The following is a 15,468-nucleotide window of genomic DNA, read 5'->3' on the forward strand; positions in this document are numbered from 1 at the left end:
TCTGCTATGTTGATTGCTTAACACTCTGAATCAAGGTTGCAAGTTTACTATCCTATCAGGCATCTTTATTAGGTTAAAAGAAAGTTTATGTAAACACCTGAACTTACTACAAAAACTCAAAAATTGCAAAATAATAAAAATATTATATTAAAATCAGCTTGACTCATATTATATATTGTACATAATATATCAAGCTAGGAGGAAAATATGGTTATTGCTGAAGCTATCAACGGGCAAAGTAAACAAGCGAGCAAAAAGCTAGAAGAGAAATTAAGTCCTGGACAAGAGTGGTCAGAAACAGACAAACTATTGGATGAAGAGTACGAGTTAATTAAAAAATATTTATGGGTTCCATATGAATTAAATGGAGGTAGATCTCTAGTTGATGGTCAATGTTCATTTGAGGAGCTGGTGTGTATATGGCTTGCTCATACAACAAATTTGAACGAGAATCAAAAAAAGTTAAATAAAGAATTACTAAAAACTCTTAAGGGTATAGGTTCTTATCTTCATGAGTACGATACTAAAAAACTTGAAAATTTTTTAAAAAATAACAAGGACGATCAAGATTTAAAAGTTGTTCTTAACCTTAAAAGGGGAGAGTCAGGATTAACGTTATTGCATGCTGCTTCAAGACTCAATGATGATCAGAGCGGTCCTACTTTAGTCAATTTACTTCTACAAGCAGGGGCTGATCCTAATATAGAAAGCAATGAAGGGAAAACACCTTTACATTATGCTGCTGATAGTAACTATAGGTATCTCACTATAAATCTACTCTTGGAGGGAAAAGCTGATCCTAACATACGGGACAATAAACGAAAAACCCCATTACAAACTGCTATTGATAATAATAACTGCCACATTTTAGAATGCTTCTTAACTGACAATCAGAAAAAGTTGAGTAAAGAGCTGTATGATATACTTTTAGGTATACTCTCGCCTGAAGATTATAAAAAACCTCATGTTATAGGTGAAGTTTTTAATCGTCAGGCTATTGAAAATTTAGGCAAGTTTCTGGATAAACATAAGAATAGTCAGGATCTCAAAATGATTTTCATTGTTCAGGATAGAGTAGGTATGTCAAAAGTACTTAGTTATGCTAGAGCTACTTGCAAAGAAGCAGTGGATTTACTTCTAAAGGCAGGAGCAACTGATCCTAAAAAAGATGCAAATATGTGCAATAAGAAGAAAAAGTGTTTGCTTCCACCTAGGACTTTATGGAGTATCCCAAACCAACAGATAGTGCTAGGTGGATTTTTAAATGACATATCTCAAGTTGAAAGTATGGATCAACTGGAAAAAGTTGTAGATAGAGCTATAGATTTCGGAGTAATGTTAAATTTCGCTAAAAAATCTTCTCAAGGTGAAAAGTACAACTTTACAGATTATGTAATAAAAGAAATTAGTAGATTAGAAAAGAATCCTAAAGTTGCAAGTGATATAGTATGTAAGTTGGTATCGTGGGGAGCAGCGTGCTATACTAAAAACAGTATAGATGTAATTGGCGAACTGGAATTAGAATTTAAAGATCACAAAGCTAATATGATAAAAGCTCATGAAAAGTATGTTAATTGTACTCAGAAATTCCTGAAAATCGCAAAAAATGCGACCAACGGCAAGTTAAATCGTGCAAAAATGGATAACGCTACTTTTTACTTAGAATATTCAGAGGACAGTACAATAGATGTTGCACAAATTACAGATGGAACAAGGGATTTAGGGCTAACCCATGGAGATGTAAAGTGTGGAAGAAATATAGTAAAGATCGGTAATAGTGAAGTAGAGATTATCACAAAAGATGGTGTAAGGAATTACACAGATCTTACAGAAGGTGGTGATATAGTATTAACTTTCTATACCATTCAGGGGGAACTAGAGGTCAGGTTATATCCTGATACACAAAATAAAGATCTAATAAGAGTAGAGGTGAACGATCAAGATTTACTGGAGGAATTAAAAAATTGTAACGAAAAAATAGGTAAGAATTGCTTACTAGGGGGGTTACCAGTTGATCAAGCCATAGAACGAGGTTTCTTTACTAGATCAGGAAAACTTTGTCAATATTCCGAAACAGTTAGTTCAGCTGCTCAAACTGTAAATGAAAAGCAACAACTATTACAGGATTTACGCTATATTGAGTCTAATATTGTAAAAAAGGAGAAGAATTTTGACATAAAAACTCACCTGGTAGAAATCTTTAAAACTTTATCTAGATTCTGTGAAGAAAAAGGGGATATTTCTAAAACAGACTTAGCTAAAGCAGCAGAAAAGGAAAGTAAAAAATTGGGGTTAGAAGGTAAATATAACTGGAGTAAGATTTTTGGTTTAGAGAAAGGAGTTATTGAAAAAGCAGAAAAACAAGGTGATAAAGAACAAAAATCAAACATACCTGATAATTTCTATTTAGGACAAGCAATTGAAGATGGAAACTGTTTTTTTGATTCGTTTAGACAAGAACTAGAACAACAATTAGGGATAAAAGCTACTGTTGAGCAATTGCGACAATATTGTAAAGAGTTTGCACGAAATAACCCACCAGAATGGTTCATAAATGCTATTACTAACAGTCATGATAATAATGGCGTGGTGCGTAGGGAAACTCCAGATTTTTATGCAAAAAATATTCTAAATAACAATAGATGGGGTGATCCTGAGGTTGAAGGTAGAATACTTTGCGGAAAGTATGGTGTAAAATTGCATGTTGTAGAGAGTAATCCATTACATGCTACTGATGAACAACAAGATCCATCCTTGCATCAACTAATAGATAGTTTAGGATCAAGAAGTACAGGTGAGTATAATAGGATAGATTATGATGACAATAATGTCTTACATATAGTAAATAAGGGACATGATCATTTTGAACCACTGTTTAATAGTAATAAAATCTTGGCAAAATGCTATTCAAGCTTACCAAGGTGTAGTATGGACGAGTTAAAGATAGAATCTCACCAACATAAGTCACTACTTGTAAGTGGATCATAGCTCCGTATATGACTTGTTACACAGCAATGATGGAGGAAGTTTATTTAGATGGTTAAAAAAGAATTTACTTAGCACTTATGAATTTTCAAGTACGCTTTCAGGTTCAAAGGAAGCTGTAGATTAGTCCACATGTACTACTTTCTCGAGTTGTATGCTGGGATTTAGAGTATTGTACGTTGCATTTTTCGATTTCTATAGAATTTTTCCCCAGATCTATTATTAAAATGTGCAGCTAAAATTCGATACATTTTCTGCCATTGTCGTATCTAGCATGCTAAAATCTTCGTCATTTATATTGATATTTTTGCATAATTGAGTGTCAGCTTTTATAACATTGATTTGCTTTTTTACATCAATCTTGACTTCCTCAACATCTTTTGGAATGGCCCTTCGTATCAGCTCCTTCTGGCACGTACTCTTTCTGTTACTTTTGTAAATTAAGACGCCATTCCTTACAATTTTTCCATCTGCTCACTCCACAACACCGGTATTTCTCTCAAATCAACTAATTTCAAATTTCTTGGCTGCCTCCCATTTACTATATCTTCTTTAATCTTTGGTGCTAAATAATTTCACTTTTTCTTTCCCTATTAAGAACTTCACAAACTCAAGATTTTCATGGTTATAACTGACAGCATGGTGCACAGCCATCTTCTCGACGTACATAATTAACATTAGCCCCTTTATCAAGTTGAGCTTCTACTCCACTGCGGTCTTTTCTCTTGACAGCATCAAGAAGTAATTCATTTCTTAGTAAACTTTCAACTTCTTCATGTCCTCCATCATTTGCAAGTTCCAATGGTGATCTATTATTGGAATTTTTAATATCAATTCTTGCTCCTTTTTCTATGAGAAACTCTACAGCTGATAAATGTCCTTCCTTGGCAGCATAGTAGACTGATCTGTGGTTTTAGAATTAATAAATGATTCTTGTTGTTGCTTTTATATTAGAAGCTTTACAATCCCTAGATATCCTTTATTGGTAGCATAATGCAAAGGAGTCCAATTGTTTTTACCTTTTGTACCAACTTCTACTCCCTTATTAAGAGAAAACTTTACAATATCGATATTTCAAAAATCAGCTGCAATATGAATAGGCTTGTTTTCGTCATTAGTTTTAGCGTTAAAACTTACACCTTTATTATTTACTAAAAATTTTGTTACTTCTAAGCTATCAAACTTAGCTGGATGGTGCACAGCCACCTTGACCAAAAAATCATCCCCCTATCGCGTTCTTATCATTATGCCTTATACGCTGTATTACACCTTCAGATATAGTCATTGCTAACCTCCAACATCCTTGCTAATAAACCCTCGCTAAAACTGCCGAAAAGACTTTATAAGTTAATATTCTAAATCTCAATATTTTATGGTGCAGGTTTTTATTTTTAAAACATTATACTTTGTGTAGGGTATAACTACACGCATCAAAGTGAAAGAAAAGCAAAATGATGAAGAAAATGAAAGTTTAAGTTTTCTTCAACGACTCAAGGAGAGATGGTATGAATAAGTATTGCTTGGTTGGAAGCAAGAGAAGATAATGACTTCTCAGAGTGGATAGGTGGCAGGTTGGATATTTTTCTGAAGCAACTTTCTGCTCAGGGAGTAGAAAGAAGACTTCGTAGGGGAGATTAACTGCCCCTGCCACCGAAAATCATCGTGAGGCTCACAAAATGTGATGACCTCGTATAGGAGTTTGGAACAACCGGCAATATTCTACTCTGATATATTGAAATATGCAATTGGAGGAAAAAATATGCGTCACATTGGAGTTGATTTACATACCAATAGTTTTACTGTTTGTTACTTACAGGAAGGGAAACCTGAGCATATTCAAACGTTTCGCTTAAAAGACTTGGATAATTTCACCAAAGATCTTCAAGAAACAGATGAAGTAGCCATAGAAGCAACAGGTAACAGCTGTTTCTTTTATGATGCAGTTTCACCTTACGTTAAACGCATAGTAATAATTGCTCCTGGGCAGTTTGAAGTTGTTCGTCGCTCTGTGAACAAAACAGATAAGCATGATGCACGAGCTATTGCTTTCTTTCTCAGCAAAGATATGTTGCCTGAGGCAAGGTGCAAAAACAAACAATGCCAGCAGTTAGCTTCTCTTCTTCAAATGAGAGATCAGTTAGTAAAGTCACGGGTATCTTTAATCAATAAAGTTCATGGTCTTTTTAATTACCATGGAATAAAAATTAAAAAAGAAGTACTTACAACTAAAGTAGGATTTGAACGTGCTACTCAAAAGCATAATTGGGATCCTTTAGAAAAAGTTGAAATTGAAGTGATTAGCTATCATTTAGAAGCTATCCGAGAAAGCCTTAAAAAGCTTGAAAAGGAAATTATAGCTTTCGCTAAACAACTTCCTGGGTTCAGCAATCTTATCAGCATAAAGGGAATAGGTCCAATTTCTGCAGCTGTTTTTATTGTAACAATTGGAGACATTAATGATTTCCGTAGACCTGAGAAACTTACTGCATATTTTGGAGTTGTGCCAAGAGTTTCTCAATCTAATCAGCAATGTACAATTGGAAGAATTACCAAACGAGGGTCAAAAATAGCGCGTACTTCTTTAGTTCAATGTACTTGGATTGCTGTACGTTACAGTCCTTACTTGAAAAGCTTTTATGAACATATAAAAAAGAAGCGTGGTTCTGCTAAGGCTATAACTGCTACTGCTAGGAAATTTCTTATAACTATTTTCTACACTCTTAAAAATAACTGGGTTTTTAAAGATTTTACAAAATTTGAAATTTTTACTGGACAATAATCATAGGAGAATTTATGCCTTAAAGCCTGTATTAGCAAGAGCCTTAATCACTAAATGAACAATGTCACGCAGAGTTTCATCCTCAATTTTTCTATATTCCCTCACTAGCCTTGATATTTCTTCGCTGCCTACATCGCTATGGAAGGCCTTATCATGTAAGTCTTCAGAGGCTTTGGTAAAAAAATACGACATATCAACCGATAGTACTTCTGCTAATTTATATAACCTATCAACTACAAGCCTAATCTCTCCGCTTTCATATCCTTGTACATGCTGAAATGAAATTTCAAGCTTTTTTCCTAAGTCTCTTTGACTAAAACCACACATTAGCCTTCTTTTCCTTATTCTTTCACCTATTTGTTTATCGATAGGATGTTGTATAGTCATTTTACGTATCAGGTAATATTAACTATGTATTATCACTTTGAGAAAAAGATTTTACCAATATATAAACTGCACTACGTAACCTTTTGCTCTTAATTTCGTTATATCCTTTGACTAACTTTAGTATTTCTTCATCATAAGCTTCATGTGAGTCAGTGTGCATATCAGTAAAAAAGTTAGCAACATCTATCGATAGTGCTTTTGCTAAATCATATAATCTACTGGCCAAAACACAATTTGAACCATTTTCGTACTTTTGTATCTGTCTATACGAAACACCTATTCTCTTTCCCAATTCGGTCTGTGTCAAAGCACGATCTAACCTAAGTTGTTTTATTTTTTTACCTAATTGCACTTTTCACCTCTTATTCAAATTTACAACAAATTTTATGAAGTGGAAAAAAAGCTAGCAAAGTAATTGCTTTAATAATTTCTGCCTCTCGCTAATTAAATCGTTTGGCCTTACGTATTTTTTCTCAATTTCCCTCATCTCTTTTTCTCGTTCTGCAATGCTATTTCGTATTACTTCAGCCGAGTATCTGCTTTTGCCACTTGCAAACTCTGATCTTAATCTTCTAACCTTGTATTCGAGCTCAGCAAATCTTTCGTGTTGCTCAAGAAGTTCTATCATATGACTAATTTCAGAGTTTAGCTTTTTTTCCTCAACATCTCTTACAATAAAAGAAAGTAGAAGCTTATCTATTTGGTAATCAATATTTGGTTGAGCAGCAAATAGATCAATTATGGCTTTTACGTCAGTAGGATTTGTAACTAGTAAGTTAAAATTACTACATAAAAAACTATAGAACTTTATCGTCTTCTCAAGATAATTTTTCATATCTTGTGATAATTGCAATTCTTTGTGAATTCCTGACAGCAATATTTTCAATTCTTCCAAGTATTTCGTGTCAAAATTACTTACTTCTGTAGGTGAAAGGATCATTAGCAGCTTTTTTACAAGCTCAACATCATTTAACTTTACTGCATTATAAAGAGCTTTTTCTTTATCTTCTTTTAAATCATAAAGCTCTGATGAGTTATCTATGCTGAATAGATATTCAGTATTTCCTTGAGGAGAGTAGATTAAAATGTCCACTTCTCTTAGCGGGTGATCATCATTAAACTTTTCTAGTAACTGCTTATCGGTAGTTTCCTCTATTGCTACAACTGCTTTGCTTACCTCTTTCAACTTTGCAATATCATCTCTTGAGTTTTCAAGTATATCTTTAGCCTTGTCTAGCAGCTGCTCATATAGAACTATTTTTTCTTCATCATCAAGTAGCTGACAATGCTTTTTCAGCTTTTCAGTAGAGTAAGATAGGATATCCATTTTTTTCAATTTTACGATTACGATACCCCATTTTTGTTGAAACTGAAATAATTTTTATAGGATGTGTTTTTCTAGTGTAGATGCCCGCAAAACTTGTTATTATAATATACAGTAAATCAATAAGTCGTATAATATTAACAATTAAATAATATTTATCACGATATGATCGAATAGTAATGAAATTAAGTGAGGGTTACAATGAAAAAAATAAATGGTAAAAAATTGTCTAGTAAAATGTTAAAAGCGGTAGAGCGAATAGCAAAAGAAGGGTTATTACCTAATTTTATAAAAGCTGCTCCAACAGCAAATAAAAAGATTAGTAAATTACCTGTCTTAACATATCCTGAGGAGCTCAATCCATTTCGATCAGCTTTATGCAAGATAAGGCTAAGTGAATATGAAAATGTGAAATTAAATGAATTCTTGGAAAAAGCTATTGCAGCTGAAAATCTAGACAAATTAAGTAAAATCGTCGATGAAGCTTTGGATTTAGGAATAAGAGTAAACGCTCGCAACGAAGATGGCTTTAGCTTCACTAACGTTACAATGTTTAAGATGTATCGTGATGAATTCAAAGAAAATAAACAAGAAGATATAATCAGAAAGTTAGCCTTACATGGAGCAGATTTTAATGTACAAGTTGATAAGAAAATAGCTGAAATGTATCAAAAAGTGCAAAAAGAAATTGAGCCACAAATATATAGTAGGCTCAAGAAACTTAGGGAAGTTGGAGAAGACGCTACTATAGAAGGAACTGTTGAAGATGTAGAAATCGATAATAAGACCTTCGTGCGACCCGAAGTTGCGATTTTGTGATGGTTAGATTCCATCTTCCCTAGACATCAGGGATAATGTATGTCTCACATTTTAAAGAATGGCAACCTTTAGGATGCAAGCATGAGATAAAAGCAGGTAATGCTAAACCTTATAGCAAACTCCTGCAAACAGAGTTAGATATGGTTACGAGAGAAACTTATGATTGAATTGTCGTTATATTGAATATGCGAAATTAAGGTTGTTTTACGCATAGACCAAAATGGTATGAAGCATACGAGGAATTAAAGTTAGATGTCTTTGATTATAGATGTTCTCAGCTTCCGGTAAAAAGTAAGAACCTAAGTCTAACACGAAACAAAATCGTGAAACGGGATAACCATATAGGTGCTCTTATATTCATTTGAATGTAAGTAGGCAGCCAGCCATAAGCACTTACATTGGAGGGATTGTCCAAGAAGCTAATGCCCAAAGTAATATTTGGGATATGCAGACGTGGACACTATAATTTGGAAGGTAAAGTGGTGAATAGTAGTAAATATGTTATAGACCAACAATTTGTTAGGTATGAATGGAATACAATTCCTTGGCGTAAAGTTGAGAAATTTGTATTTAAGCTACAAAAGCGAATTTACCAAGCTGCAATATGTAATGATAAGAAGAAGGTACATAAACTTCAAAGATTATTACTCAATTCAATAAGTGCAAAACTACTTGCTGTCAGAAAAGTAACTCAAGATAACAGAGGGAAGAAAACTGCAGGTATTGATGGAAAAGCAAATCTTAATCATAAAGAAAGATTGCAATTAGCATATTCTTTAAATGTTAGAGAAAAAGCGAAACCATCAAAACGTGTTTGGATTCCAAAACCTGGAAAACCAATAGAATATCGCCCTCTTGGTATACTTACTATCTCAGATAGGGCAAAAGAAACACTTATGAAAATGGCACTAGAGCCAGAGTGGGAGGTAGGATTTGAACCGAACATGTATGGTTTTAGACCTGGTAGGTCATGTCATGATGCTATTGAAGCCATATTTAATTCACTGAATTGGAAAACAGCGTACTGTTTAGATGCTGATATTTCTGGATGTTTTGATAATATTAATCAAAATGCTCTGTTGGAAAAACTTAACACTACACCAACCTTTAGAAGAATTATAAAAGGATGGTTAAGAGCTGGAGTAATGGAAAACAGAAAATTTGAATCCACAAAACGTGGTACAATTCAAGGAGGGACGATCTCACCGTTACTTGCTTGTGTTGCATTAAATGGATTAGAACAATATATCAAAGAAACGTTATGGAGTGAACTTCTTCAATATAGGAAGATGAAATGTGGTGTTGCAAGCAGTAGAGAAGCAAAAAGCTCATTAAGTGTAATTTTCTACGCAGATGACTTTATCATCATACATGAGAGTAAGGAAATCATTCTGAAGGCAAAAATGATAGTTGAAGAATGGCTCAAAACCATTGGACTAGAATTGAAACCTTCAAAAACAAAGATTTCTCATACTCAAAATGGAGAAAAGCCAGGATTTAATTTTCTTGGTTTCTCAATAAGGCATTACTCTACGAAAAATAATAAGAGGGGTTATAAATTATTAGTCAAACCAAGTCGTGAATCCAGAAAACAGCATACACTCACTATAAAACATAAGATTAGAGGATTAAGAGGATCAACACAAGAAACAGTAATAAGACAGCTTAACCCAATTACTAGAGGGTGGAGCAAATATTATTCTTCGGTTGTGTCAAACAAGACCTTTAGGTTTATTGACAGTGTAATGTTTAGAAACATCTGGAAGTGGGCAGTCTACAGGCACCCAACCAAAGGAAAATACTGGATTAAAAATAAATACTTTAAAAAGTATAAAAACGATAATTGGCGATTTATGACAAATAACAAAGTTCTTCTTATTAAGCACGGAGATCATGCTATTAAAAGGCATGTCAAAGTGAAAGGAACCAAGTCTCCATATGATGGCGATTGGGTTTATTGGGGTAATCGTTTAAGGAAGATACCAGATAAACTACCAAGAGTAATAAAATTGTTGAAGTTACAACAAGGTAAATGTGGTCATTGTCAACTTTGGTTTAAAAATGATGATATCTTAGAAACACATCATATTGACCGAAACAGACGTAATAATATGAAAAAGAATTTATCCTTGTTACATGGACATTGTCACGATGAATTACATAGAAAGTGTGCATGACAAGCACCAAATTATAGAGGAGCCGTATGAGGCGAAAGTCTCACGTACGGTTCTGAAGTCGAGTGGGGAGAGGCGACTTTTCCCACTTAGATAACTATATTGAATTTTCACATAGCTGCATAGTTGATGTTGCCAAAGTTGTAGAAGGTGCAAAAAATTTGGGCTTAAGTAAAGGAGACTTAAACCTTGGCGGTAGTATCATAAAAATAGGTGATGGTGAAGTTGAGGTCAAAACTGGGAAAGACGGTAAAAGAAATTACGTAGATATATCCGATAACAGCGCTTTTACAGTAACACTTTGCACTAGCCTAGGAGAGCTAAATTTAATGGTATATCATGACACAGAAGACTATCATCAAGTACAAGTTGAGGTAGAAGATGAAGAAATGTGGAACGAGTTGCAAGAAATAGGAGAAATCGTAGGAAAGGGTTGTTTATTTGGTGGAATGTCTGTTAAAGAAGTAGTGGAAAAAGGCAGCTTTACTAGATGTGGAAGGTGGGGCGACCAAAATTCTAAAAGTAGTGAGACCTTTTCTTGGGTGAGCAAATTAAAAGATACCAAAACGACATCTGTAGGACGTTCTTGATTGGTGGCTATGTTTTTACATAGCCATAATTATTGCAAAGTAAAGTAGTTCTTGAAATTTAATCAAAATTACCATAAAAAATTTACCTTAACTAGCATTGCTTGTAGAAGTGGATTGAAGATATATTCAGGCAATATTATTTATTGGCAAGCGCTTTTATCACTGAATGCACAATATCACGCAACGTTTCATCCTTAATTTTCCTGTATTCCCTCACTAGCCTTGATATTTCTTCACTACCCACATCGCTACAAAAGGCCTTATCGTGTAAGTCTTCAGAAGCTTTGGTAAAAAAATATGACATATCAACGGACAAAGCTTCTGCCAAATTATACAATCTATCAATTACAAGCCTTACCTCTCCAGTTTCATATCCTTGTATATGCTGAAATGAAATTCCGAGCTTTTTTCCTAAGTCTCTTTGGCTAAAACCGCATATTAACCTTCTCTTCCTTATTCTTTCACCTATTTGTTTATCAATAGGATGTTGTTCATCTTGTACAATCATTTATTAATATATTAACTGAGGTATTGAAGCAATACTAACTCTCATTGTAACTTTGAGAAAAAGATTTTACCAATATATAAACTACGCTACGTAACCTTTTGCTTTTAATTTCATTATATCCTTTGACTAATTTTAGTATTTCTTCATCATAAGTTTCATGTGAGTCGACATGCACATCAGTAAAAAAATCAGCCACATTAATCGATAGTGCTTTTGCTAAGTCGTATAGCCTACTGGCCAAAATTTGGTTTGAACTATTTTCGTACCTTTGTATTTGTCTATACGAAACGCCTATTTTCTTTCCCAACTCAGTTTGTGTTAAACCACAGTATAATCTAAGTTCTTTTATTTTTTTGCCTAATTCCACCTTTCATTACTAATTTTAGCTGCTCAAGCTTATATTGAATTTTTTAATTTATGAAGTAGAAAAAAAGAAGGAAAGTTGGAGAACTTTCCTTCCGGTCTACAGATTACAATAAACCACTATCATAAAAACTAAAGTGGCTCTTCTGTGTTACGATTATGTGATCTATTAATTTCATTCCTACATTTTCGCAGGTTGCAGCTAATGTAAGTGTGTTATCCTCATCCTCCTTTGATGGTTCTGTATCTCCACTTGGATGATTATGTGAAATTGCAATAGATGATGCATCGATCAGTAATCCCTGTTTGATTATTTCTCTCACATATAGAGGTACTCTGTCTATAGTTCCACAGTCTTGAATATACTCGTATATCAAATGACCACTTCGATCTAAGTATATTACTCGCAAGCTTTCCTTTCGTGACTGCCCTATTGCTGTTTTAAAGTATTTTAGTAGCTCTTCTCTGTTATCAAGAATCGACAGCTTTTTTAACTTACCTTTCAGTATCCTATCGAAAATCTCTTTCAGACAAAAGATACTTGCTATTGCTCCATCGTTCATTCCTGTAACATTTTTTAGCTCATGAAAATCAGCATTAATTACCCTTCCTAAACTACTAAAAAGCTCCATTAGCCTTTTGGCGACTTCTCTTCCTTCTGTACACGCGGATAGATTACGTTCCAGTAGCTCATGGTCAAGTAAAGACCTACCCCTACTTGATAGAATACGAGTTTCTAATTTCTCTTTTCTCTCACTATTATTCATAAAAACCTCCAAGATCAACATTATATACAAATTCAGCGCCAGCTTTCTGACGCAGTAGTTCCCGAGGAATAACCCTTTTGAACTCTAAATTTGCAATGTTGTCCTTGTTGCTTTAAAAGCTGGAATACCATTTGCCATGTGAATTTGTGCATTAACATTTACTGTGCTGGTTCCCTGAAGTGCAACGGTATTTATATTTGCAATCATACTATATTATATAAAGTTATTAATATAGTATATTGACAAAGTAACGAAGTAAACAGTAGCTGTTAAAAGTGGTTTAATTTAGCAAAAAAGTGTAGTACTCTATCACTTTGCTGATTATATATGTTTATAAGAATAATCGCTTTTCTTTTGCTATATTCAAGCGCAGTTTTCTGTAGTGATTGTAACTTTAACTTACCATATCGTGGGCTCAATTGTGATTTGGATCTATCATATAAAAATTTAAGTAATATAAAGAAATTATTGAATAACAACGATAAGTTCGTTGCGCTTACGTTTGATGATGGTCCATCTTATAATAGATCAGGAGATATTATTAATATTCTGGAGAGCAATAAAACAAAAGCGACATTTTTTTTGCTTGGTGAACGCATAAATAAAAAAACATCTAAAATAGTAGAAAAGATCCATCAAGCAGGTCATGAATTAGGTAATCATTCTTGGTCGCATAGGAAGTTGACATCACTTTCAAGTGAGGAGCAATTGCAAGAACTGGAAAAGACAAATGTGGCAATTAAAAATGCAACAGAACAGAATGTAAAATGGTTTCGTCCACCATATGGATGTCACAATGATAATTTGATCGAAAATACTAATCGATTAAATATGTATTCCATATTATGGACAGTCGATTCTATGGATTGGCAAGGTGATAAATCAGAGATTTTGGTTGAAAGAGTTTTAAGCAATGTACATAATGGAGCGATTATATTGTTCCATGATCACGATAACAAATCAAATACAGTTGAAGCTTTACCTCAGATTATTGAAATACTAAAAAAATCGGGTTACAAACTTGTTACCTTAAGTGAGTGGGAAGAAAGGGTTTGTGATGTAGTGAAAGCTAGAAATATGCCAATAAAAGGAGAAGGAGTGCATTCTAAAGGAATTCTATGTGGACAAAAAACAAGGTCTTCAACCGCAGGGCATTCATATTAGGTGGTATTCAGCTTACTATTTCTGCTATTTTTAGTTATAGGTTGTATACTTTACAAGTACGAGATAGACAAAAATATGAAGTGCTATCCAATAATAATAGGATAAAAGTTGTTACTATTGTGCCTAAACGAGGCAGGATTTTGGATAGGAATAGCGTTGAACTCGCAGTAAACAAAATTTCGTATATTGTTTTATTTGATGGGCAAAAAACCTTTACTAGGGAAGTTGATTTGCAGATGTTATCAGAAATTAAACCTGATGCAACAAAATCATCAGATACAAAAATAACTGCTCTTTATAAACGTTATTACCCGTTTGGTTCGATATGTTCTCATATAATCGGATATACAAAAAGACAGCAAGACATAAATGAAGCAGGGGTTAGTGGAATTGAATATACATATGATCATGTATTAAAAGGCAAGACCGGAAAATCTGAGCAGGAAATAAATTCTAAGAAGCGTATCATGAGAGAGTTATCTAGCATACCGCAGCAAGACGGACAAGATATACAGCTGACAATTGATGTTGATTTACAGAAGAAAATTGCAGAGATATTTAAAGACCACCAAGGTTCCACAGTGGTAATTGATGTGAATAACGGAGAAATTTTAGCATTATATAATTCACCTTCTTACGATAATAATCTTTTCACTAGCAGATTATCAAATGAAACTTGGAAAAATTTAAACAATCCTTCATTACCGCTTGTAAACCGTGCATTATCATATCAAATTCCACCTGGTTCAATATTTAAAATAATAGATGCGCTTGCGGGTTTAAAAGATGGAATAATAACACCAGAAGAAAAATTCTCGTGTAGGGGATATATGAAGATAGGTGAGCGGAAATTTCGTTGCATGAAAAGCAAAGTTCATGGATATGTATCTTTAAATGAGGCAATGGCTCTCTCATGCAACACTTACTTTTATAATATAGGAAAAAAAATAAATGTAGATTCTCTACTAGAAATGGCTAGCAAATTTGGTATAGGAAGTGGACCATTAATTGGAATGTTTAAGGAAGAAGCTCCGGGATTGTTGCCTGATGTGGATTGGCGTGCACGCAAGCTATATTCAGAGTGGTATTTAGGTGATACCATTAACTTAGTTATAGGACAAGGGTATTTACTTACAACGCCATTACAGCTTGCGGTTCTTGCAGCGAGGGTTGCAACAGGAAAGGAGGTAATTCCCCACATTGAGATGAGTAAACCAGGGCAAGACTTTCTTGATATTGATGTGAATCATGAGCATCTTAGTGTGGTTCGAAAAGCTATGTTTGACGTGGTGAATTCTAACTATAGAAAAGGACTAGGCAGTATACAAATTGCTGGCAAAACCGGTACACCAGAGATAAACTCTAAAGGTGAAAGTCATAAATTGTTTATCGCTTATGGCCCCTACCATGATCCGTGCTATGCAATCTCAGTGTTTATAGAACATGGCAAAACTCCACGCCAAGATGTTGCAATTGCTAGTGAGATATTGCAATATATGCTTGAAAAATGAACTTATGAAATTGCCATATATGTTACTTGTAATTTATATATTCAAATCAGAGCTTTGAGGTTAAAAAAAAGAAACAAAAATTGCATAAACCTTTTCA

The 15,468-nt window shown here is 33.9% G+C and carries 14 protein-coding genes and 2 pseudogenes; 7 read left to right on the forward strand and 9 right to left on the reverse strand.

Going from position 1 to position 15,468, the window contains the following annotated elements; all coding sequences use genetic code 11:
* Positions 1-207: 207 nt before the first annotated feature.
* A complete protein-coding gene (locus OPR42_RS05725) occupies positions 208-2,988 on the forward strand; it encodes an ankyrin repeat domain-containing protein (protein WP_265042097.1) in 2,781 nt (926 codons plus the stop codon).
* Positions 2,989-3,440: 452 nt separating this feature from the next.
* Here OPR42_RS05725 and OPR42_RS08815 read toward each other — a convergent pair.
* From OPR42_RS08815 to OPR42_RS08820, 3 genes and pseudogenes are all read right to left on the reverse strand, one after another.
* Positions 3,441-3,560, reverse strand: a pseudogene (locus OPR42_RS08815) (zinc ribbon domain-containing protein); the annotation flags it as partial.
* Between the two features lie 50 nt (positions 3,561-3,610).
* A pseudogene (locus OPR42_RS05730) lies at positions 3,611-3,871 on the reverse strand (hypothetical protein); the annotation flags it as partial.
* A 59-nt stretch (positions 3,872-3,930) separates the two neighbouring features.
* On the reverse strand, positions 3,931-4,056 hold the full coding sequence (locus tag OPR42_RS08820; RefSeq protein ID WP_084741744.1) for an ankyrin repeat domain-containing protein: 126 nt from the start codon (positions 4,054-4,056) through the stop codon (positions 3,931-3,933).
* A gap of 688 nt (positions 4,057-4,744) precedes the next feature.
* On the opposite strand from OPR42_RS08820, the gene OPR42_RS05735 reads away from it, so the two are divergent.
* On the forward strand, positions 4,745-5,764 hold the full coding sequence (locus OPR42_RS05735; RefSeq protein ID WP_253303708.1) for an IS110 family RNA-guided transposase: 1,020 nt from the start codon (positions 4,745-4,747) through the stop codon (positions 5,762-5,764).
* Between the two features lie 12 nt (positions 5,765-5,776).
* Here the strand turns inward: OPR42_RS05735 and OPR42_RS05740 are convergent, their stop codons facing one another.
* The 3 genes from OPR42_RS05740 to OPR42_RS05750 are packed head-to-tail and all read right to left on the reverse strand — an operon-like array spanning position 5,777 to position 7,478.
* Positions 5,777-6,151 carry a helix-turn-helix domain-containing protein gene (locus OPR42_RS05740; RefSeq protein ID WP_007549999.1) on the reverse strand — a complete coding sequence of 125 codons (375 nt, stop codon included), beginning with the start codon at positions 6,149-6,151 and terminating at the stop codon, positions 5,777-5,779.
* Positions 6,152-6,173: 22 nt separating this feature from the next.
* Positions 6,174-6,503: a helix-turn-helix domain-containing protein gene (locus OPR42_RS05745; RefSeq protein ID WP_007549995.1), complete on the reverse strand. Its 330-nt coding sequence runs from the start codon at positions 6,501-6,503 to the stop codon at positions 6,174-6,176.
* Between the two features lie 51 nt (positions 6,504-6,554).
* The gene (locus tag OPR42_RS05750; protein ID WP_012673225.1) at positions 6,555-7,478 is read right to left on the reverse strand and encodes a hypothetical protein; all 924 of its coding nucleotides are present in this window, start codon (positions 7,476-7,478) and stop codon (positions 6,555-6,557) included.
* Positions 7,479-7,676: 198 nt separating this feature from the next.
* Here OPR42_RS05750 and OPR42_RS05755 point away from each other — a divergent pair, with 198 nt between their 5' ends.
* The 3 genes from OPR42_RS05755 (at position 7,677) to OPR42_RS05765 (ending at position 11,058) form a co-directional block, all read left to right on the forward strand.
* Complete coding sequence (locus OPR42_RS05755; RefSeq protein ID WP_264375452.1) at positions 7,677-8,294, forward strand: hypothetical protein; 618 nt, start codon at positions 7,677-7,679, stop codon at positions 8,292-8,294.
* A gap of 422 nt (positions 8,295-8,716) precedes the next feature.
* Positions 8,717-10,471, forward strand: coding sequence for a reverse transcriptase domain-containing protein (locus tag OPR42_RS05760; RefSeq protein ID WP_214303292.1), 1,755 nt, complete (start codon positions 8,717-8,719; stop codon positions 10,469-10,471).
* Between the two features lie 62 nt (positions 10,472-10,533).
* The gene (locus OPR42_RS05765) at positions 10,534-11,058 is read left to right on the forward strand and encodes a hypothetical protein (protein WP_265041531.1); all 525 of its coding nucleotides are present in this window, start codon (positions 10,534-10,536) and stop codon (positions 11,056-11,058) included.
* A gap of 136 nt (positions 11,059-11,194) precedes the next feature.
* Here the strand turns inward: OPR42_RS05765 and OPR42_RS05770 are convergent, their stop codons facing one another.
* The 3 genes from OPR42_RS05770 to OPR42_RS05780 form a co-directional block, all read right to left on the reverse strand.
* Entirely contained in the window at positions 11,195-11,566 is a 372-nt protein-coding gene (locus OPR42_RS05770) for a helix-turn-helix domain-containing protein (protein ID WP_041582616.1), read from the reverse strand.
* 34 nt (positions 11,567-11,600) lie between these two features.
* On the reverse strand, positions 11,601-11,933 hold the full coding sequence (locus tag OPR42_RS05775; protein ID WP_041582615.1) for a helix-turn-helix domain-containing protein: 333 nt from the start codon (positions 11,931-11,933) through the stop codon (positions 11,601-11,603).
* 103 nt (positions 11,934-12,036) lie between these two features.
* Positions 12,037-12,696: a JAB domain-containing protein gene (locus OPR42_RS05780; protein WP_265041532.1), complete on the reverse strand. Its 660-nt coding sequence runs from the start codon at positions 12,694-12,696 to the stop codon at positions 12,037-12,039.
* Positions 12,697-13,023: 327 nt separating this feature from the next.
* Between OPR42_RS05780 and OPR42_RS05785 the strand changes: the two genes are divergently transcribed.
* Together OPR42_RS05785 and OPR42_RS05790 are read left to right on the forward strand one after the other, a co-directional pair.
* Positions 13,024-13,860: a polysaccharide deacetylase family protein gene (locus tag OPR42_RS05785; protein WP_265042098.1), complete on the forward strand. Its 837-nt coding sequence runs from the start codon at positions 13,024-13,026 to the stop codon at positions 13,858-13,860.
* The gene (locus OPR42_RS05790) at positions 13,815-15,371 is read left to right on the forward strand and encodes a penicillin-binding transpeptidase domain-containing protein (protein ID WP_265042099.1); all 1,557 of its coding nucleotides are present in this window, start codon (positions 13,815-13,817) and stop codon (positions 15,369-15,371) included. The genes OPR42_RS05785 and OPR42_RS05790 overlap by 46 nt, the downstream gene beginning before the upstream one ends.
* The last annotated feature ends 97 nt before the right edge of the window (positions 15,372-15,468 follow it).

The sequence above is a fragment of the Wolbachia endosymbiont (group B) of Melanostoma mellinum genome, from assembly GCF_947251465.1.
In the GTDB taxonomy this organism is placed as follows: Bacteria; Pseudomonadota; Alphaproteobacteria; order Rickettsiales; family Anaplasmataceae; genus Wolbachia.

What these genes read in the sequence shown, in the direction of transcription:
- OPR42_RS05725 (WP_265042097.1), top strand. Translation starts at nt 208, where the DNA reads ATGGTTATTGCTGAAGCTATCAACGGGCAAAGTAAACAAGCGAGCAAA.
- OPR42_RS05755 (WP_264375452.1), top strand. Translation starts at nt 7,677, where the DNA reads ATGAAAAAAATAAATGGTAAAAAATTGTCTAGTAAAATGTTAAAAGCG.
- OPR42_RS05735 (WP_253303708.1), top strand. Translation starts at nt 4,745, where the DNA reads ATGCGTCACATTGGAGTTGATTTACATACCAATAGTTTTACTGTTTGT.
- OPR42_RS05740 (WP_007549999.1), bottom strand. Translation starts at nt 6,151, where the DNA reads ATGACTATACAACATCCTATCGATAAACAAATAGGTGAAAGAATAAGG.
- OPR42_RS05780 (WP_265041532.1), bottom strand. Translation starts at nt 12,696, where the DNA reads ATGAATAATAGTGAGAGAAAAGAGAAATTAGAAACTCGTATTCTATCA.
- OPR42_RS05760 (WP_214303292.1), top strand. Translation starts at nt 8,717, where the DNA reads ATGCCCAAAGTAATATTTGGGATATGCAGACGTGGACACTATAATTTG.
- OPR42_RS05790 (WP_265042099.1), top strand. Translation starts at nt 13,815, where the DNA reads ATGTGGACAAAAAACAAGGTCTTCAACCGCAGGGCATTCATATTAGGT.
- OPR42_RS05750 (WP_012673225.1), bottom strand. Translation starts at nt 7,478, where the DNA reads ATGGATATCCTATCTTACTCTACTGAAAAGCTGAAAAAGCATTGTCAG.
- OPR42_RS05770 (WP_041582616.1), bottom strand. Translation starts at nt 11,566, where the DNA reads ATGATTGTACAAGATGAACAACATCCTATTGATAAACAAATAGGTGAA.
- OPR42_RS05785 (WP_265042098.1), top strand. Translation starts at nt 13,024, where the DNA reads ATGTTTATAAGAATAATCGCTTTTCTTTTGCTATATTCAAGCGCAGTT.